Source organism: Pseudomonas sp. CFBP 13719, from assembly GCF_014842095.1.
Classification (GTDB): Bacteria; Pseudomonadota; Gammaproteobacteria; order Pseudomonadales; family Pseudomonadaceae; genus Aquipseudomonas.
In genome coordinates this window covers 1-19,349 of sequence record NZ_JACYVB010000017.1, presented here as the reverse complement: position 1 = coordinate 19,349, position 19,349 = coordinate 1, and the positions used below count along the sequence as shown (strand labels likewise).

14 protein-coding genes, 1 tRNA gene and 1 pseudogene are annotated in these 19,349 nt (G+C 62.0%); 10 read left to right on the top strand and 6 right to left on the bottom strand.

Annotated elements, in window-relative coordinates; all coding sequences use genetic code 11:
- The first annotated feature begins 219 nt into the window (after window positions 1-219).
- From IFT57_RS26695 to IFT57_RS26665, 7 genes are all read left to right on the top strand, one after another.
- Entirely contained in the window at window positions 220-2,373 is a 2,154-nt protein-coding gene (locus IFT57_RS26695) for a type I secretion system permease/ATPase (protein ID WP_122795822.1), read from the top strand.
- Entirely contained in the window at window positions 2,363-3,739 is a 1,377-nt protein-coding gene (locus IFT57_RS26690; protein WP_122714232.1) for an HlyD family type I secretion periplasmic adaptor subunit, read from the top strand. The genes IFT57_RS26695 and IFT57_RS26690 overlap by 11 nt, the downstream gene beginning before the upstream one ends.
- Window positions 3,740-4,392: 653 nt before the next feature.
- Window positions 4,393-4,845 (top strand): MarR family winged helix-turn-helix transcriptional regulator, encoded by a 453-nt coding sequence (locus tag IFT57_RS26685; RefSeq protein ID WP_122480647.1) that lies wholly within the window; start codon window positions 4,393-4,395, stop codon window positions 4,843-4,845.
- A complete protein-coding gene (locus IFT57_RS26680; RefSeq protein WP_192153219.1) occupies window positions 4,842-6,932 on the top strand; it encodes an FUSC family protein in 2,091 nt (696 codons plus the stop codon). The genes IFT57_RS26685 and IFT57_RS26680 overlap by 4 nt, the downstream gene beginning before the upstream one ends.
- Complete coding sequence (locus IFT57_RS26675) at window positions 6,929-7,138, top strand: DUF1656 domain-containing protein (RefSeq protein WP_043191852.1); 210 nt, start codon at window positions 6,929-6,931, stop codon at window positions 7,136-7,138. Before IFT57_RS26680 ends, IFT57_RS26675 begins: the two co-directional genes overlap by 4 nt.
- Entirely contained in the window at window positions 7,135-8,025 is an 891-nt protein-coding gene (locus IFT57_RS26670) for an efflux RND transporter periplasmic adaptor subunit (RefSeq protein WP_192153218.1), read from the top strand. Before IFT57_RS26675 ends, IFT57_RS26670 begins: the two co-directional genes overlap by 4 nt.
- Window positions 8,022-9,461 carry an efflux transporter outer membrane subunit gene (locus tag IFT57_RS26665; protein WP_192153217.1) on the top strand — a complete coding sequence of 480 codons (1,440 nt, stop codon included), beginning with the start codon at window positions 8,022-8,024 and terminating at the stop codon, window positions 9,459-9,461. Before IFT57_RS26670 ends, IFT57_RS26665 begins: the two co-directional genes overlap by 4 nt.
- Window positions 9,462-9,508: 47 nt before the next feature.
- Here IFT57_RS26665 and IFT57_RS26660 read toward each other — a convergent pair whose 3' ends face one another.
- The 6 genes and pseudogenes from IFT57_RS26660 to IFT57_RS26640 form a co-directional block, all read right to left on the bottom strand.
- A complete protein-coding gene (locus tag IFT57_RS26660) occupies window positions 9,509-10,504 on the bottom strand; it encodes a zinc-binding alcohol dehydrogenase family protein (protein WP_192153216.1) in 996 nt (331 codons plus the stop codon).
- Between the two features lie 78 nt (window positions 10,505-10,582).
- A complete protein-coding gene (locus IFT57_RS26655; protein ID WP_122714236.1) occupies window positions 10,583-11,470 on the bottom strand; it encodes a bestrophin family protein in 888 nt (295 codons plus the stop codon).
- A 111-nt stretch (window positions 11,471-11,581) separates the two neighbouring features.
- Window positions 11,582-12,211: a LysE family translocator gene (locus tag IFT57_RS26650; protein WP_192153215.1), complete on the bottom strand. Its 630-nt coding sequence runs from the start codon at window positions 12,209-12,211 to the stop codon at window positions 11,582-11,584.
- Window positions 12,212-12,432: 221 nt separating this feature from the next.
- The gene (locus tag IFT57_RS27380; RefSeq protein ID WP_446731224.1) at window positions 12,433-13,146 is read right to left on the bottom strand and encodes a methyl-accepting chemotaxis protein; all 714 of its coding nucleotides are present in this window, start codon (window positions 13,144-13,146) and stop codon (window positions 12,433-12,435) included.
- Window positions 13,147-13,287: 141 nt separating this feature from the next.
- A pseudogene (locus IFT57_RS27375) lies at window positions 13,288-14,337 on the bottom strand (methyl-accepting chemotaxis protein); the annotation flags it as partial.
- 394 nt (window positions 14,338-14,731) lie between these two features.
- Window positions 14,732-14,808 (bottom strand) — tRNA-Arg (locus IFT57_RS26640).
- 308 nt (window positions 14,809-15,116) lie between these two features.
- Between IFT57_RS26640 and gabD the strand changes: the two genes are divergently transcribed.
- The 3 genes from gabD to IFT57_RS26625 form a co-directional block, all read left to right on the top strand.
- On the top strand, window positions 15,117-16,559 hold the full coding sequence (gene gabD / locus IFT57_RS26635) for an NADP-dependent succinate-semialdehyde dehydrogenase (RefSeq protein WP_122795954.1): 1,443 nt from the start codon (window positions 15,117-15,119) through the stop codon (window positions 16,557-16,559).
- Window positions 16,560-16,683: 124 nt separating this feature from the next.
- Entirely contained in the window at window positions 16,684-17,964 is a 1,281-nt protein-coding gene (gabT, locus tag IFT57_RS26630; protein ID WP_192153214.1) for a 4-aminobutyrate--2-oxoglutarate transaminase, read from the top strand.
- Between the two features lie 188 nt (window positions 17,965-18,152).
- Window positions 18,153-19,349: HDOD domain-containing protein (locus IFT57_RS26625; protein WP_192153213.1), on the top strand; the 1,197-nt coding region annotated here is incomplete at its 3' end.

Sequence of the window (19,349 nt, the reverse complement as noted above, 5' to 3'; positions counted from 1 at the left end):
CCGACCGTTGCTTGGCGAAGCAGGCTGCAAAGGGGGTGGATTGACTCAGTGGTGAAACACCCCGACGGCCAATCGTCAAACCCGCCCATGCGAAGCCAGTCACCCCCGTGTACGCTGGCATCCGTTGTGCAAATACAACCCAAACCGCTACAAGACCAGGCGGGATGAAATGATCCCGATGGGACCAAGGTGTTCAATGAGCGATAAGAGAGTGTCAGCGTGGATTCGGAATTAAGTTCGGTACTACTCAGCCAGGATCCACGCAGCCAGCACGACGACCCGTTGCTCGATGGCCTGCTGACCCTGTGTTCGCTGCACCACAAGCCCGCCAGCCGGGCCATGCTGACCACAGGCCTGCCGCTGCCTTCGCAGCGCCTGACCGCCGACCTGTTGCCGCGCGCCGCCGCGCGTGCGGGTCTGCAGGGCCGCGTGTTGCAGCGCAAGCTGGAGCAGATTCCTTCCATCGCACTGCCGGCCATGCTGATGCTCAAGGACGCACGGTGCGCCGTGCTGCTGGGCTGGGAAGGCGATACCGCGCGCTTGCTGCTCAGCGAAAGCGATGGCGGTGAGGTGCGCGTGGCGCGCGAGGTGCTGACTCAAGACTTCACTGGCCGGGTGTTTTTCGCCCAGCCGCAGCACAAGTTCGACGTGACCAACGGCTCGCTGATCCCCCGCGCCCATTCCTGGTTCCGTGACACCCTCAAGCGCTCGCGTTGGCTGTATGCCGATGCCATTGCCGCCAGCCTGGTGATCAACATCATCGCTCTGGCTGCACCCTTGTTCGTGATGAACGTGTACGACCGAGTCGTGCCCAACCAGGCCACTGCGACCCTGTGGGTGCTGGCGGTGGGCATCTGTGGTGCCTACCTGTTCGACCTCTTGCTCAAGGGCCTGCGCAGTCTGTGCCTGGATCTGGCCGGCAAGAAGACCGACCTGATCATCTCGGCCACGCTGTTCGAGCGCATCGTCGGCATGTCGATGAAAAGCCGCCCGGCTCGGGTAGGCAGTTATGCGCAGAACATCCACGAATTCCAGGGCATGCGCGACTTTCTGACGTCGCTGACCCTGACCAGCCTGATCGACCTGCCGTTCACCATTCTCATCTTGCTGGTCATTGCACTGCTGGGTGGGCACCTGGTATGGATTCCGATCATCGCGTTCCCGCTGGCGCTGGGCATCGGCCATTTCCTGCAGAAGCCGCTGACCAAGACCCTGGAGCGGACCATGGCCCTGGCCGCCGAGCGTCAGTCGAGCCTGATCGAGACCCTGGGCGGCCTCGATGCGGTCAAGGTCAACAACGCCGAAAGCGAGCGCCAGTACCAGTGGGAACAGACCATCGGTACGCTCAGCCGCCTGGAATTGCGGGTCAAGACCCTGTCCAGCCTGGCCATGAACATCACCCTGCTGATCCAGCAACTGGCCGGTGTGGCGATCATCATTTTCGGTGTGTATCAGATCATCGAAGGCAACCTGAGCATGGGCGGCCTGGTGGCCTGCTACATGTTGAGCGGTCGCGCGCTGGCGCCATTGGCACAGTTGTCCGGTCTGCTGACTCGCTACCAGCAGGCCAAGGTCACCATGGTCTCGGTCGACCAGATGATGGAGCTGCCGCAGGAGCGCAACTTCGACGAGCGTCCGCTGAGCCGTCAGGTGCTGCAGGGTGCGATGGAGTTTCGCAACGTCGATTTCACCTACCCCAATCAGCAGAACCAGGCTTTGCACGGGATCAACCTGACCGTGCGCCCCGGCGAGAAGATCGGCATCATTGGCCGCAGTGGTTCGGGCAAGAGTTCGCTGGCCAAGTTGCTGGTGGGGCTGTACCAGCCTGATGCCGGTTCCTTGCTGGTCGATGGCGTGGACATTCGTCAGATCGACGTCAGCGAACTGCGCCACAACATCGGCTACGTGCCGCAGGACATTCAGCTGCTGTCCGGCACGCTGCGTGACAACCTGGTGTCCGGGGCCCGCTACGTCGATGATGAAATGGTGCTGCAGGCCGCCGAACTGGCCGGCGTGCATGAATTCGCCCGCCTGCATCCGCAGGGTTATGAACTGCAGGTCGGCGAGCGTGGACAGAACCTGTCCGGCGGCCAGCGGCAGAACGTGGCGTTGGCGCGCTCACTGTTGCTCAATCCACCGATTCTCCTGCTGGACGAACCGACCAGCGCCATGGACAACACCGGCGAGGAGCGCCTGAAGGCGCGCCTGCAAGCCGTCATCGAGAACAAGACCGTGATTCTGGTTACCCACCGCGCTTCGCTGCTGAGCCTGGTCGACCGCCTGTTGGTGATCGACCGTGGGCAGATTCTGGCTGACGGGCCGAAGGCTGCTGTCATGGAAGCGTTGAAGAAGGGGCAGATCAGTGTTGCTTAAATCCTCCTCCGGCGGCTTCAAGAATTCCCTCGTACGTTATTTCAAGGGCTCCGATTCGTTGGAAGGCCAGCCCTTGCCCGAGGTCGAGAAGGCGCTGATCGACGATGCGCCGCGCATCGTGCGCCTGACCATCTGGGGCGTCATCGCATTCTTCGTGTTCCTGCTCACCTGGGCGCACTTCGCGGTGATCGACGAGGTGACCAAGGGCGACGGCAAGGCAATCCCTTCGTCGCGCATCCAGAAAATCCAGAACCTGGAGGGCGGTATCGTCGCCCAGATCTACGTCAAGGAAGGGCAGATCGTGGAGGCGGGCGCACCGCTGATTCGTCTGGACGACACACGTTTCGCTTCCAATGTCGGCGAAACCGAAGCCGATCGTGTGGCCATGGAGCTGCGCGTGGAGCGTCTGAGTGCCGAGGTGGAAAACCGGCCGTTGAACATTACCGCCCAGGCGCGCAAGTCGGTGCCCAATCAGGCGGCCAACGAAGAGTCGCTGTACATGAGCCGTCGCCAGCAGTTGGCCGATGAAATCGGTGGCTTGCAGCAACAGCTGGTGCAGCGTCAGCAGGAATTGCGTGAGTTCAGCTCCAAGGCTGAACAATACCGCAACAGCCTGAACCTGCTGCGCCAGGAGATCAGCATGTCGGAGCCGTTGGTGGCCAGGGGTGCGATTTCGCCGGTCGAAGTGCTGCGTCTGCGGCGCTCGGAAGTGGAAACCCGTGGCATGCTCGACGGTACCACGCTGGCAGTGCCGCGTGCCCAGGCGGCCATTGGCGAGGTGCAGCGCAAGATCGACGAGACGCGCGGCAAGTTCCGCAGCGAGGCACTGACCCAGTTGAACGAGGCGCGTACTGATCTGGCCAAGACCCAGGCCACGGCCAAGGGCCTGGAAGATCGGGTGAGCCGTACCATGGTGACCTCGCCAGTACGCGGGATCGTCAAGCAGGTACTGGTCAACACCGTGGGTGGAGTGATCCAGCCCGGCAGCGACATGGCCGAGATCGTGCCGCTGGATGACAGTTTGCTGGTGGAGGCGCGCATTCGTCCGCAGGACATCGCGTTCCTGCACCCCGGGCAGAAGGCGATGATCAAGTTCACGGCCTATGACTACACCATCTATGGCGGGCTGGAAGGTACTCTCGAACAGATCGGTGCCGACACGGTGCAGGATGAAGAAAAGAAGAACACCTTCTATCTGATCAAGCTGCGGACCAACAAGAGCCACCTGGGCTCCGATGAGAAGCCGTTGCTGATCATCCCGGGGATGGTGGCGTCGGTTGACATCATTACCGGCAAGAAGAGCGTGCTGAGCTACCTGCTCAAGCCCATCATCAAGTCCCGCGCCGAAGCGTTGCACGAACGATAGGTTCGCAAGCCCTTCGCGGCCCATGACCGCTCCCACGGGTGAAATGCGATCACCTGTAGGAGCGGTCTGCGGCCGCGAAGGGTTTGTAGGGTGTGTCTGGTACACCGCGGTGCGCTTTTCGCGGCCGATGACCGCTCCCACGGGTGAAATGCGATCGCCTGTAGGAGCGGTCTGCGGCCGCGAAGGGTTTGTAGGGTGTGCCTGGTACACCGCGGTGTGCTTTTCGCGGCCGATGACCGCTCCCACGGGTGAAATGCGATCACCTGTGGGAGCGGTCGGCGGCCGCCAAGGGTTTGTAGGGTGTGTCTGGTACACCGCGGTGTGCTTTTCGCGGCCGATGACCGCTCCTACGGGTGAAATGCGATCGCCTGTGGGGGCGGTCTGCGGCCGCGAAGGGTTTGTAGGGTGTGTCTGGTACACCGCGGTGCGCTTTTCGCGGCCGATGACCGCTCCCACGGGTGAAATGCGATCACCTGTGGGAGCGGTCTGTGGCCGCGAAGGGCTTGTAGGGTGTGTCTGACACCCTGCGGCGTATTTTTCGCGGCCGATGACCGCTCCTACAAGGGATTGCATTCGGTCGGGCATTCTTGACGAAATGTTTCCGTTCCGCGAATATAGATAGTTAGCAAACTATGAATATTCGCACCCTTCCGATGAATATCGACAAGCTCCAGCTGAACATCAGCAGCGGCATGGTGGTCGCTTCGCGTCACTGGCGCCGTATCTGTCAGGCCACCCTGGCCAACTATGGCGTGTCCGAAGCCTGCGCCGTGCCGCTGTTGCTCATCGTGCGCCTGGGTGACGGCGTCCGGCAGGTTACGGTTGCCCAGGCGGCCGGCCTGGAAAGCCCCTCGCTGGTGCGGCTGCTCGACCAGCTCTGCACGGCCGGCTTCGTGGTCCGCACCGAAGACCCGACCGACCGCCGCGCCAAGGCCCTGAGCCTGACCACCAGCGGCCGCGATCTGGCCGAGTCCATCGAAGGCGAATTGGTACGCCTGCGCCGCGAAGTGCTCAAGGACATCGCCCCGGCGGATCTGGAAGCGGCATTGCGTGTGGTGCGTGCCTTCGAGGAAGCGGGACAGGGCACGCCGGGTGGCTACCCGTGAAAGGTTTTTTCAGCGACGTACCACCGGCCCGTGACTGGTTCTACGGCGTGCGAACCTTCGCTGCGTCGATGATCGCGCTGTACATCGCCATGCTCTTGCAGATGCCACGGCCCTACTGGGCGATGGCCACCGTCTACATCGTCTCCAGCCCCTTCGTCGGGCCCACCAGTTCCAAGGCGGTGTACCGTGCGGTAGGTACCTTCACCGGCGCTGCCGCTGCGGTGCTGTTCGTGCCGCTGTTCGTGCAGACGCCCTTCCTGCTGGCCACAGTCATCGCCCTGTGGACCGGCACGCTGCTGTACCTGTCGTTGCACCTGCGCACGGCCAACAGCTACGCCTTCATGCTGTCGGGCTACACCCTGCCGCTGATCGCCCTGCCGGTGGTGGACAACCCCACCGCCGTATTCGACATCGCCAGCTCGCGTTTCCAGGAAATCTGCCTGGGCATCGTCTGCGCCGCTGTGGTGGGCGCAATGTTCTGGCCGCGTCGGCTCACGCCGGTGTTCATCGGCGCCGCTGGCAAATGGTTCGAAGATGCCGCGGGCTACAGCGACCACTTTCTGGCGCGCGATGTGAAAGCCGACGAAGTAGGCCCGCTGCGTTCGGCCATGGTCGGCACGTTCAACTCGCTGGAAATGATGATCGGCCAGCTTCCCCACGAAGGCGCACGGCCGCAGTTGGTGCGCAACGCGGGGGAGCTGCGCGGGCGCATGATCCACCTGCTGCCGGTCATCGATGCGCTGGACGATGCGCTGTTTGCCATCGAACGCCGCACCCCCGAACTGGTGGCACGCCTGGCGCCGGTCATGGCCCTGGCGCGGCAGTGGCTCAAGGACAGCGTCGACGATCCCAGCCAGGCCCGATGGCAAGCCCTGCGCGATGAGCTGCAAGCCATCCGCCCGAGCCCTGCGCAACTGGACGACCGTCGCGAGCTGCTGTTTTCCAACGCGGTGTACCGACTGGGCGAATGGGTCGACCTGTGGCAGGACCTGCGCAGCCTGGAACTGGCGATCAAGACCGATAGTCGCGTGCCTTGGCGGGCGGTCTACCGGCACTGGCGCCTGGGCCGACTCAAGCCGTTCCTGGATCGCGGCCTGATGTTGTATTCGGTGTTTTCCACGGTCACGGCGATCATCGTCGCTTCGGTACTGTGGATTCTGCTGGGCTGGACCGACGGTGCCAGCGCGGTGATCCTGGCGGCGGTGGCCTGCAGTTTCTTCGCCGCCATGGACGACCCGGCGCCACAGATCTACCGGTTCTTCTTCTGGACCGTGATGTCGGTGGTGTTTGCCAGCCTCTATCTGTTTCTGGTGCTACCCAACCTGCATGACTTCCCGATGCTGGTGCTGGCCTTCTCGGTGCCCTTCATCGTCGTCGGCACGCTGACCGTGCAGCCGCGCTTCTTTCTGGGCACCTTGCTGACCATCGTCAACACCTCGTCGTTCATCAGCATCCAGGGCGCCTACGACGCGGACTTCATGAATTTTGCCAACAGCAACCTGGCAGGTCCTGTCGGGCTGCTGTTCGCGTTCATCTGGACCCTGGTGGTGCGCCCCTTCGGCGTGGAACTGGCGGCCAAGCGCCTGACCCGTTTCAGTTGGCGCGACGTGGTGCATATCACCCGTCCGGCGAGCCTGGCCGAACAGCGGGCGATGGGCGTGCAGATGCTCGACCGGTTGATGCAGCACCTGCCGCGCCTGACCATGACTGGCCAGGACACCGGTGCCGCGCTGCGCGATGTGCGCGTGGCGCTGAACCTGCTCGACATGCAGGCCTACAGCCCGCGGGTGCCCGCTGCCGTACGGCCGTTGCTGCATCAGGTGATAGAAGAGGTGGGCGGGTATTTCCAGGCCTGTCGCAAGGCCAGTGAACGCCTGCCTGCCCCCATGGGTCTGCTCATGACCATGGACCGCGCGCGCCGTGGCCTGACCGTGCAAGCCATGGGCGAGGCCGAAGAAGCCCGCGAGCATTTGCTGCACGCGCTGAGCGGTCTGCGCCTGGCGCTGCTGCCAGGTGCCGAAGTGGTCACCGAGGCGGGCGATGCCGCCGAACACCTGCCGCATGGCATCGATGGAGCACCGCTGTGATTGGTGAACTGGATATCAGCGGGATTTTCCTGCCCACCGTGCTGGTGATGATGGTGTTCACCTACGGCCTGTTTCTGCTACTGCATGGCGTGCTCAACCGCCTGCATTTCTACCGCCTGGTCTGGCACCGGGCTCTTTTCAACGTCGCTCTCTACGCTGTGCTGCTCGGCGCGGTAGACGCCATCTGTCGAAGCCTGATGCTATGAAAAAACCGATCCTCACCTTTGGCCGTCTGGTCCTGACCCTGCTGTTCGTGTGCCTGGCTGCGTTCATCGTCTGGCGCATGGTGATGTACTACATGTATGCACCCTGGACCCGTGACGGGCACGTGCGCGCCGACATCATCCAGATCGCGCCGGATGTGTCCGGCCTGATCGAACACATCAACGTGCACGACAACCAATCGATCAAGGCTGGCGATGTGCTGTTCACCATCGACCAGGACCGCTTTCGCCTGGCCCTGCGCCAGGCCCAGGCGAGCATGGCCGAGCGCAAGGAAACTCTGGCCCAGGCCGAGCGCGAACTGCGGCGCAACCGCAGCCTCGGCAACCTGGTGGCCCGCGAGCAGCTCGAAGAGAGCCAGTCGCGCCAGCTGCGTGCCCAGGCCGCCTTGTCCGAGGCCCAGGTCGCGGTGGACGCCGCGCAACTGAACCTCGATCGTTCGGTGATCCGCAGCCCGGTGGATGGCTTCATCAATGATCGCGCGCCCCGTCCACACGAATTTGTCACCGCAGGCCGCGCCGTAATGGCCGTGGTGGATGGCACCTCGTTTCATATCGATGGCTATTTCGAAGAGACCAAACTGGGCGTGATCCATGTTGGCCAGGCGGTAGACATTCGCATGATGGGCGACAACACCCGCTTGCAGGGCCGGGTGCAGAGTATCTCGGCCGGCATCGAAGACCGCGATCGGAGCAGCGGCAGCAACCTGCTGCCCAACGTCAACCCCGCCTTCAGCTGGGTGCGCCTGGCGCAGCGAATCCCCGTGCGCATCGCCTTCGAAAACCTGCCCGATGGCTATCGCCTGATTGCCGGCCGCACCGCCACGGTGTCCATCATCGAAGACGGTGCGGTGGCGGGAGCGACACCATGAGCAAGGCCCTGCGTCTGTCCAGCCTCGCTGCCGCGCTGTTGCTGTCGGCCTGCCAGATGGTCGGGCCCGACTACCAGACCCCACCGGAAGCTGCACTCAACCGCGCCGATCTGCAGGGTGCGCTGGCCCAAGGTGACAGCAACGTGGTCTCGGCACCGGTGCCGCAGGACTGGTGGAAGCTGTACCACGACCCGCGCCTGGATGCGCTGGTGCGTCAGGCCATGGCGTCCAACACCGACCTGCGTGTGGCGGCCGCCAACATTGCCCGTTCGCGGGCGCAGATCGAGCAGGCCCAGGCCGAAGGCGGTTTCGACTTCAACGCCAAGGCCGAGGCGCAGCGGTTACAGGAGTCGGGCGAGGCGTTCCTGATGACGGAAAAGCTGCCGGTGGATAACCTGGGCAGCGCTTCGCTCAACCTGTCCTACCAGTTCGACCTGTGGGGCACGCTCAAGCGTGGCATCGAAGCGGCGCGCGCCAATGCCGATGCCACCCAGGCGGCTGCCGATACGGCGCGTATCACCGTAGTGGCGGATGTGGTGCGCGCCTATACCCAGGTGTGCGCAGCCAACGAGGAATACGAGATCGCCCGGCATTCGCTGCAGTTGCAGCAAGAAGGCGTGCAGCTGACCCAGCGCCTGCGCGATGCCGGCCGGGGCGACGAGACCCAGGTCACCCGCTCCGAAACCCAGTACAAGTCCCTGGGCGCAGAGCTGCCGCGCTATCAGGCGTCACGCCAGGCGGGGCTGTACAAACTGTCGATGCTGCTGGCGACACCGGTGGCACAGCTTCCGGCCGATGTGGTCGGGTGTGCGGAGCTGCCCCACATCAACCAGCTGATGCCGGTCGGCGACGGTGCCGCATTGCTCAAGCGCCGTCCCGACATCCGCCAGGCCGAACGCCGGCTGGCGGCAGCCACCGCCAACATCGGTGTGGCGACCGGGCAGTTGTATCCAGACATCAGCATTGGCGCCACGGTTGGCACGGTCGGTATTCTCGACGACCTTGGGCACCCGGCGACCAACCGCTGGGGCATCGGCCCGTTGATCAACTGGAACGTTCCCACCAACGGGGCGCGTGCGCGGATTCGCGAAACCGAAGCGTCGACCCAGGCCGCCTTGGCCAATTTCGACGGTGTGGTACTCAACGCCATTCGCGAAACCCAAACGGGCCTGGCGCAATACGCCGCCTTGCTGCAGCGCCGCGATGCCCTGGCCGACGCCGAGCAGTCAGCGAAGCAGGCAGCGGATCAGACGCATCAGTTCTTCACAGCCGGCCGTGCATCGTTCCTGGCGGATCTGCAGGCAACGCGCACCTACACCGACGTGCGTGGCCAACTGGCGGCGGCCAACACCCAGGTGGCCATGGAGCAGATCAACCTGTTCCTGGCCTTGGGCGGCGGTTGGGAAAGCGCCCGGCAGGCGCCGGGCGCGCGTTGAGTCGGGCCACGTTGGTCGGGCCACGTTGACCGGGCTGGTTGAGGGGCTTAGAAGCCTTCCAGAACGATCTTGCCCTTGGCCGTGCCGCTTTCGATCAGCTCGTGAGCGCGGATCAGGTTGGCGGCATTGATCGCGCCGTAGTGCTCACCCAGGGTGGTACGCAGCACGCCGCTGTCGACCAGTTCGGCCACTCGCTCGAGCAGCTCGTGCTGCTTGATCATGTCCGGGGTCTGGAACAATGAGCGAGTGAACATCAGTTCCCAGTGCAGCGACAGCGCCTTGCGCTTCATCGGCATCACGTCGAGGCTCTTCGGATCATCGATCAGGGCTAGCTGACCCTGGGGGCGCAGGGCCTCGATCAATTGCGCGAAGTGCGTGTCGGTGTGGGTCAGGCTGGCGACATGGTCGACCTGGCCGACGCCGATGGCCTCCAGCTGCGCCACCAACGGCTTGCTGTGATCGATGACATGATGGGCGCCCAGGTCGGTCACCCACTGGCGTGTTTCGTCCCGCGAGGCAGTGCCGATCACGGTCAGATTGGTGAGCTTGCGCGCCAGTTGGGTGAGGATCGAGCCGACGCCACCTGCCGCGCCGATGATCAACAGGCTCTGGCCTTCGCCACCGCCCTCGGGCACGCCCAGGCGGTCGAACAGCAACTCCCACGCGGTGATCGAAGTCAGCGGCAGGGCGGCGGCATGGGCGTTGTCCAAGCTTTGCGGCTTGTGCCCGACGATCCGCTCATCCACCAGATGCAGCTCGCTGTTGCTGCCCGGGCGGTCGATGGCGCCGGCGTAGAACACGCTGTCGCCGACCTTGAACAGGCTGACCTGATCACCTACCTGCTGCACCACGCCGACCGCATCCCAGCCCAGCACGCGCGGCTCGGTGACGGCGGCGCCGCTGCGCACCTTGGTGTCGACCGGGTTGACCGAAATAGCCTGGACCTGCACCAGCAGATCACGCGGGCCCGGGGTGGGCGCGGGCAGTTGCAGGTCGGTGAGCACGGACGCCGTGCCGTTCTGGGTATACGCAATGGCTTTCATAAGGGGTTCCCAAGTGGGTGCTATGGGTCCGCGCGCCCTTCGCAAAGGGCGCTCGCGGGTCACGAAAAGGGCAGAGGACTAGGCGGAGCGCATTTCCTGAGTATCTCGCTGCATCGACTGCAGGTTGCGTTCGATGTTCTCACACAGCGAATCCATCTGGATCTGATGTTCGCTGACCTTGAACGGACTCTGCAAGTCGGTGCCGATCCGCTCGATGGCCAGCAGCATGAAACCGACCACGGTAGACGCCAGCGGTGTGAACCATTCCAGCGAATCCACCAGGCCGATCGGTACGATCAGGCAGAACACGGTGATGAACAGGCGCGGAAAATAGACATACGGGTAGGGCAACGGCGTGTTGGCGATTCGCTCCATGCCGCCCTGACAGTTGGAGATGTCCACCAGCGTCGACTCCAGGCGCGCCAGGCGGATGCTGTCCAGGCGCCCGGCCTTGTACTCGCGGGCAAGCAGAGTCGCCGAGCCGGTGAGCAGGTCGTTGGAAAAGTTATTGGTGCTGTCGCGTCGTTCGAATTCTTCGGCGCTGATGAAGGCTGCCACTTCCGGTGGGCAGGGTATGTGCCGTACGTGCGCTGCCAGGCAGTTTACATAGGCCACATGGCGCCGCAGCAAGGTGGCCTTGACCGGATTCACGTCATCGCCCGCGTCGTCGATCAAGGTCAGCACCTGGCGCGCATAACTGCGCGACGCATTGACCAGCAACCCCCACAGCGTTCGCGCTTCCCACCAACGGTTGTACGCACTGCTGTTGCGAAAGCTGATCAGCACGATCAGCGCCGAACCCAGCAGCGTCAGCGGCATGATCGGCAGGCTCAGCTTGGTGTTGAGAAACAGCATGAAGTCGACGGTCACTGCGATATCCCACAGCAGCAGCCAGAACAGCGACCAGCCGACGTAGCCCATGGTCTTGATGATCAGACGGTATTTCTTGGCGATGGCTTCTTTCATAAGCGGACCCTAGGCGATGAGCGTGCCTAGGTCGGACGCCGGCTTTGCCACAAGGTTCGTTGCACGCTAACGAATGGACGTTACCAGTTGCTACCGGCCAATACTGGCACTTCAGGCATGCCCGCGGCGGGCGAACAGCAGGCCAACGCCTGCCAGCCCCAGCAAGCCACCACAGACGCGATTGAAGCGACGTTTGGCCTGCACTGTATTCAGCCAGCGCTTGAGGTTTACGCCCAGGTACGCATACAGCCCAACCGCGACCCATTCCAAAACCAGAAACAGCGCGCCGAGCACCGCAAACTGGGCACCAACGGGTTGTTGCGGATCGACGAACTGCGGCAGGAACGCGGTAAATATCAGGATCGCCTTGGGGTTACCCGCGGCGATCAGGAACTCGCGGCGCAGCATCCGCCACAGGTTGGTACCGCCGGCCGTGGAGTCCGCTGCCATGTCGACGGGCTCGCTGGTCCACAGGCTCCACGCCAGCCACAGCAGGTAGAGCGCGCCCACCGTCTTGATGGCCAGAAACAACCATTCGGATGCAAACAACACCGCCGCCAGCCCCATGGCCGCCAGCGCGATCATCGCGCTGAATGCTACCAGCCGCCCGAACCCGGCCAGGCACGCGGCCCTGTAGCCATGGTGGGCGGCGTTGTTGATGGACAACAGGTTGTTTGGCCCTGGGGCCATGTTCAGGGCAAAGCAGGCGGGGATGAAAAGCAGGAGGGTGGTGAGGTCCATGGGGCTTTCCATTGACAGTGATTGGAAGGAATGAGCCGGCCAAGCCGCTCGCATTGGCTTATAGGTAGTCAAAGTAGTCGACGTTCTCTATAAAGTTGCCGAAAAAATAGAAAATGGTCCACCAGTTCTTGACCTGACTCGTTATTTGCCACCCATAAAAAAGCCCCGAGCTTTCACTTGAGGCTTTGATATTGAGTCCGCGGTCCTTGCTGCTGACTTAGTTAAAGCACGAACTTACTCATCAGCCCCTGCAAATGCACACCCAGTCGCGCCAGTTCAACACTGGACGATGCGGTTTCTTCGCTAGCCGACGCTGTCTGCTCGGAGATGTCCCGGACATTGATCACGCTGCGGTTGATTTCTTCAGCCACTGCGCTCTGCTCCTCGGCAGAGGCGGCTATCTGCTGGTTCATTGATTCGATGGTTGCAATGGAGCGGCTGATGTTGCCTATCGAAGTGCCTGCATCGCGGGTCAGCGCCACGCTGTCATCGGTCAACAGACGGCTGTTCTCCAGGGTGGTCGCCACTTGGGCAGTTCGGCTGTGCAGGCCGTCGATCAGGGTGGCAATTTCTTCGGTGGAAGTCTGAGTACGTTGGGCGAGGCTTCGGACTTCATCGGCAACCACGGCAAAACCACGTCCGGCCTCGCCAGCGCGGGCGGCTTCGATGGCGGCGTTGAGTGCCAGCAAGTTGGTCTGCTCGGCAACCGCCTTGATCACGTCGAGCACGCCACCGATCTTGTTGCTTTCTTGTTTCAACTCATCCATGGCCACTTTGGACCGACCGACTTCAGCCGCAAGCGTTTCGATTTGAAGTACCGCCTTGGACACCACGGCATCGCCTTCGCGCACTTCCTTGGAAGCGCTGACTGCCGTATCTGAAGCCTGCTCTGCATTTTTCGCCACTTCCTGAACGGTCGCCGCCATTTGATTCATGGCAGTCGCTACCTGATCGGTTTCGCTGCGCTGGCTATTGACCCCGGCACTGGTTTGCTCGGTGACGGCTGAGAGCTGTTCGGCCGCGCCTGCGATCTGAGTGACGCCATCACGCAAGCCGCCTATCAACTGGCGCAGGTTCAAGGTCATCTGGTACATGCTGGTCTGCAGCATGCCGATTTCGTCCTTGCGCGTGCTCGGCTCATTGTGGGTCAGATCACCGCGGGCCACACGGTCAGCCAACTGCAGTGTCTCGCGCAGTGGAACGACTATGAGGCGAGTGATGATCCACGCCGCCAGGGCGCTCATGACGAGTGCTGCGGTGAGCCACAACACCAACATCCGGTTGGCCTGATTGACGTCTGCAAGACGCAGGTCGACCTGGTTCTGCGCCAGTTGGTTGGCCGAACCGAGCAGGGCTTCGATGTTCTTCGAGATCCCAGCCTGCCCTTGGTTGATGGTGGCTTGCGAAGACGAGAATCCATTGATGGCGGATCCATAGGCGTTCATCGAGTCCACCAGGCTGGCAACAGCGGAGGTATCCAGGCCGGAGCTTGTCAGGCTTTTCATGTAGTCGGAGGCTGCGGCAATCGAGGCGACGGCCAGCTGTTGAGCCTCGGGTTTAAGGGTGTAGGTATACCCACGAACATCGAAGCGCATCTTTTGAAACAGCATGATTGCCCGTAGCACTGCATCACGTTGCTCGGCGTCGCCATCCATAGAATTGGCCCGCCCATTCAGCTGTCGCAACTTGGCGTCTGCGGTATCGGCCGCGGTGCCGAAGACATCTCTGCTGGCTTCACGCGCGCGGGTGGCAGCAATGATGCTGTTGTAATGGTCCTTGTATTCCTTCATGGCCGCCATGGCTGCTTTCACATGAGGAATATTAAGCTCGGAGTTCAATACGCTGTTGAGGTAGGCGAGATGGTTATCGAGATTTTCGTAGGCTTTCAGCCAAGTCGTGGCATTGGCGTCGTCAGAGTTCTGGCCATAGACCAGCCGTGCTATGCGCATGTCTCGCGTCAGTGTGCTGAGCTTTGCGATGTCCGTGATACGCTCGCTTCGCTCGCTCAATGAAGCGATGCCCCGCCAGCCGGTCAAAGCGATCAATACTGTGAGTATGATAACTAAGGTAAAACCAAGTATTAACTTTGATCTGACCGTTAAGTTGGTTAAAGCACTTTTCAACATGTGAGCCTCTCGAAATCGCTGTTTTAGTTTCTCCGGTCGGCTACTCCATGCCAGTGCTGCGTTCATCCAATCGGCCGCGCACAGGGAATCTTTAGCGAAGATTTTCACGAAAATAAGGTTTTCTTAAATGCTGCTTGAACCATTAAAAGTTCAATATATTTAGAGATAAATATTGAGCGGGTCGAAGCGCCAGCGAGCTACTGCTCGCCTGCAAAAATGGCAGCAAGAGCGTCACCTTTGAGTGGCCTTGACGCCATAGACGCGAATACTGACGTTGTCTGCAACGTGCATGCGGAACTCTTGGGTGCGAAGACGATTTGAAAGGCTGCGAGGGGTTGAGGCAATCAAGCTAAGATCGTGCAGCACAAGGGCGTGCTGGACGGAAAGGAGAAGATGGTGCACCAGACGGGATTCGAACCCATGACCCCTGCCTTCGGAGGGCAGTACTCTATCCAGCTGAGCTACTGGTGCGACGCGGGCGCCATGATACCCATGTCGGGGGTGGTCGTCCATTACGATAACCTGCACATCGTTTGTAATCTGCTACGGTGACACTCGCGCAAGCCGGCCATACCCAGGCTTGCAAGGCGCATCGTTCTTTTTTTCGAACGGCTATTGTCCTTTGCCGCCATAGATCCTAGGATTCGTTTGAGATTTCAAACGCTCTTGTCTGGTTGCCGATGCGCATGCGTTCATCCATGCGGTATTTCACCTCAGCCCGGGCGCCTTTTCATCCCTCCATTCGTGCCGTCACGTACGGCGCCATCAAGGAAGCCGACATGCAGCTCAAAGACACCTCGTTGTTCCGCCAGCAAGCCTATATAGATGGTGCGTGGCTTGGCGCCGACAGCGGGCAGGCCATCAAGGTCAGCAACCCTGCTACCAACGAAATTCTCGGCACCGTGCCGAAGATGGGCGCCGCGGAAACTCGCCGCGCCATCGAGGCTGCCGACAAGGCGCTGCCGGCCTGGCGTGCGCTGACCGCCAAGGAGCGGTCGAACAAGCTGCGCCGCTGGTTCGAACTGATGATCGAAAACCAGGATGACCTCGCGCGCTTGATGACGCTTGAGCAAGGCAAGCCATTGGCCGAAGCCAAGGGCGAGATCGTCTATGCCGCTTCGTTCATCGAGTGGTTTGCCGAAGAAGCCAAGCGCGTCTACGGCGACACCATTCCCGGCCACCAGCCAGACAAGCGTCTGATCGTGATCAAGCAGCCAATCGGTGTGACCGCCGCCATCACCCCGTGGAATTTCCCGGCCGCGATGATCACCCGCAAAGCGGGCCCGGCGCTGGCTGCGGGCTGCACCATGGTGCTCAAGCCTGCCTCGCAGACGCCGTTTTCGGCACTGGCACTGGCTGAGCTGGCCGAACGCGCGGGCATTCCCAAGGGTGTGTTCAGCGTCGTGACCGGCAGCGCCGGCGACATCGGCAGTGAGCTGACCAGCAACCCGATCGTGCGCAAGCTGAGCTTCACTGGCTCGACCGAGATCGGTCGCCAGTTGATGGCCGAATGCGCCAAGGACATCAAGAAAGTGTCCCTGGAATTGGGCGGCAACGCGCCTTTCATCGTGTTCGACGACGCTGATCTGGACAAGGCGGTCGAGGGCGCGATCATTTCCAAATACCGCAACAATGGCCAGACCTGCGTCTGCGCCAACCGCATCTATGTGCAGGACGGCGTTTACGACGCGTTCGCCGAGAAGCTGAAGGTTGCGGTGAGCAAGCTCAAGATCGGCAACGGTCTGGAAGAAGGCACCACTACCGGGCCACTGATCGACGACAAGGCCGTGGCCAAGGTCAAGGAACACATCGCCGACGCGGTCAGCAAGGGCGCAACCGTACTCACCGGTGGCAACGCGCTGCAGGGCAACTTCTTCGAGCCGACCGTGCTGGTCAACGTCTCCAAGGACGCCGCCGTGGCCAAGGAAGAAACCTTTGGTCCGCTGGCGCCGCTGTTCCGCTTCCAGGACGAGGCCGAAGTGATTGCCATGTCCAACGACACCGAGTTCGGCCTGGCGTCGTACTTCTATGCCCGCGACATGAGCCGTGTGTTCCGTGTGGCCGAGGCGCTGGAATACGGCATGGTCGGTATCAACACCGGCCTGATCAGCAACGAAGTGGCGCCGTTCGGCGGCATCAAGGCCTCGGGCCTGGGCCGCGAAGGCTCCAAGTACGGCATCGAAGATTACCTGGAAATAAAATACCTCTGCATTTCGGTGTAACCCACCGCGCAGAACCCTTGGCGGCCGGCGGCCGCAGCAGTCGATCATCGTATGCTGCTGCGGTACTTACCGGCCGCTTTATCCTTGAATCACGCCGACCGATGAGCGGCGAATGAGGAATGTCATGAGCAAGACCAACGAATCCCTGATGCAACGCCGCCAGGCTGCCGTGCCACGCGGTGTGGGCCAGATTCATCCGATCTTTGCCGAGTCGGCGCAGAACGCCACGGTTACCGACGTCGAAGGTCGCGAATTCATCGACTTTGCCGGCGGCATCGCGGTGCTCAACACCGGTCACGTTCATCCGAAGGTGATCGCCGCTGTGCAAGCGCAATTGCACAAGCTGACCCACACCTGCTTCCAGGTGCTGGCGTACGAGCCGTACGTTGAGGTCTGCGAGAAGATCAACGCCAAGGTACCCGGCGATTTCGACAAGAAGACCTTGCTGGTCACCACTGGCTCCGAAGCGGTCGAAAACGCCATCAAGATCGCCCGCGCTGCCACTGGCCGTGCCGGGGTGATCGCCTTCACCGGCGCCTACCACGGCCGTACCATGATGACCCTGGGCCTGACCGGTAAGGTCGTGCCGTACTCGGCTGGCATGGGCCTGATGCCCGGCGGTGTGTTCCGCGCGCTGTACCCTTGCGAACTGCACGGCGTCAGCGTCGACGATTCGATTGCCAGCATCGAGCGCATCTTCAAGAACGACGCCGAGCCGCGTGACATTGCAGCGATCATTCTCGAGCCGGTGCAGGGTGAGGGCGGCTTCTATGTCGCGCCGAAAGCCTTCATGCAGCGTCTGCGCGCTCTGTGCGACCAGCACGACATCCTGCTGATCGCCGATGAAGTGCAGACCGGCGCAGGCCGTACCGGTACCTTCTTCGCCATGGAGCAAATGGGTGTTGCGCCCGACCTGACCACCTTCGCCAAATCCATCGCTGGCGGTTTCCCTCTGGCGGGCGTGTGCGGTAAAGCCGAGTACATGGACGCCATCGCTCCAGGTGGCCTGGGCGGCACCTACGCGGGCAGCCCGATCGCCTGCGCGGCGGCACTGGCCGTGATGGAAGTGTTCGAGGAAGAGAACCTGCTCGATCGCAGCAAGGCAGTCGGCGAGCATCTGGTGGCAGGTTTGCGCGCCATCCAGGCCAAGTACCCTGTGATCGGTGATGTGCGCGCACTGGGCGCGATGATTGCCATCGAGCTGTTCGAAGGCGGCGACACCCACAAGCCGAACGCCGCAGCCGTGGCCCAGGTCGTAGCCAAGGCGCGCGACAAGGGTTTGATTCTGTTGTCGTGCGGTACTTACGGAAACGTCCTGCGCATCCTGGTTCCACTGACGGCGCCTGACGAGTTGTTGGACCAAGGCTTGGCCATCATCGAAGAGTGTTTTGCTGAACTGGCTTGAGTGATGTGATCGTTTGATAGAAAAACCCGCTTCGGCGGGTTTTTTTTATGGGGTGGTTTTAGTTTGCACCTCGTTTGCAGCCAGGCGCGTCATGCGCTAAAACCCTCTGCTGAATTCGTTTTTTTGCAGTACCGTTCATACTCACCACCGATTGTCATGCTGTCATCCCTGGCCCATGGAGTGCGCCTATGAATACCGCTACCAGCATGCCCCCTCGTGTGTTGATTGCCGAATCCGACCCTTGGATGCGTGATCTGTTGTCGCAGATGCTGCTCGGTGTACGTTGCGATGCGCGCCTGCAGGCGTGCGCCACGGGACCTGAGGCGCTGGAGCATCTGCGCGAGCCACCGGACTTGGTGATTGCAGCGCGCGAGTTGCTGGGCATCAGCGGTCTGGACTTGCTGCGCGGAGTGCGCAAGAGCCCTCGCCTGTCGGCCTTGCCGTTCATCTTGTTGAGCGAGCGCAGCGACAGCGCGAGCGTGCGCGAGGTGCTGCCACTGGCGCCGACGGCCTATCTGACCAAACCCTTGAATATGACCAGTTTGAAGGCGCGCCTGCAGACCCTGTTGTCTGGCTCCGCAGAGGCGGTGGTTTGCCGGATTCCGCAGATCGCTGCCGGTACTACTTTGGAACAGTATCTGACGCGCCGCCGCGCGGACTGCGACGGTGGGCCGCTGCTGTGCGACGTGCAGGCGGCGGTGCAGCGGGCGCTGGGGCCAGAGGGCTTGAACCTGAAGGTGCTGGAAGCCAACGTGCGCAGCGACCCGCAAGTCACCGGGGTGCTGGTGAGCGCGGCCAACAGTGCGGCGAAACAGGGCGCAGCGCCGGTGTTGACGCTGATGCAGGCCTTGCAAGCGCTGGGCCCTACGCAGAGCATGAATCTGCTGCTGGGCATGACCACCCGGCCCAGTGCCTACCTAAGTGACCCGCTGCTGCTCGCACAAGCCGAAATTTGCTGGAACCGCTCGACCCACACAGCCGAATTCGCTCGCAACATTGCCCGCCAACAGAATGTGGACGAGTGGCGCTGCTATTGCGCAGGCGTGTTGCACTGCCTGGGCGATCTGGCGCTGCTGCGCGTTTTGCAGGAATGGCGTCTGGCAGGCGGTGAGCTTGACCAGACGAAGCTGACTTACGCGCTACGAACGTTTGGTGCGCCTTATGGCTCGGAATTGCGCCGACGCTGGCGATTGCCGCTCGAGCTGCGCGAGATGATCGCCGCGGCCTACCAGTTGGGCGGCGGGGTGTACTCAAGGGAAAAACTGATCGTGAATATTGCTGCGCAGATGGCATCACTGGGCGCCGACGAAGACGTCACCCAGATAGCCCAAGGCAAACCAGCACGGTTGCTCAAGATAGGCGTGTCGCAGCTGAACTGGTGGCGG

Bases quoted from the DNA above. Each gene is read 5' to 3' on its own strand.
- IFT57_RS26650 (WP_192153215.1), bottom strand. From the start codon at position 12,211: ATGGACCTCACCACCCTCCTGCTTTTCATCCCCGCCTGCTTTGCCCTG.
- IFT57_RS27380 (WP_446731224.1), bottom strand. From the start codon at position 13,146: ATGAATCAAATGGCGGCGACCGTTCAGGAAGTGGCGAAAAATGCAGAG.
- IFT57_RS26655 (WP_122714236.1), bottom strand. From the start codon at position 11,470: ATGAAAGAAGCCATCGCCAAGAAATACCGTCTGATCATCAAGACCATG.
- IFT57_RS26670 (WP_192153218.1), top strand. From the start codon at position 7,135: ATGAAAAAACCGATCCTCACCTTTGGCCGTCTGGTCCTGACCCTGCTG.
- gabD (WP_122795954.1), top strand. From the start codon at position 15,117: ATGCAGCTCAAAGACACCTCGTTGTTCCGCCAGCAAGCCTATATAGAT.
- gabT (WP_192153214.1), top strand. From the start codon at position 16,684: ATGAGCAAGACCAACGAATCCCTGATGCAACGCCGCCAGGCTGCCGTG.
- IFT57_RS26665 (WP_192153217.1), top strand. From the start codon at position 8,022: ATGAGCAAGGCCCTGCGTCTGTCCAGCCTCGCTGCCGCGCTGTTGCTG.
- IFT57_RS26685 (WP_122480647.1), top strand. From the start codon at position 4,393: ATGAATATCGACAAGCTCCAGCTGAACATCAGCAGCGGCATGGTGGTC.
- IFT57_RS26660 (WP_192153216.1), bottom strand. From the start codon at position 10,504: ATGAAAGCCATTGCGTATACCCAGAACGGCACGGCGTCCGTGCTCACC.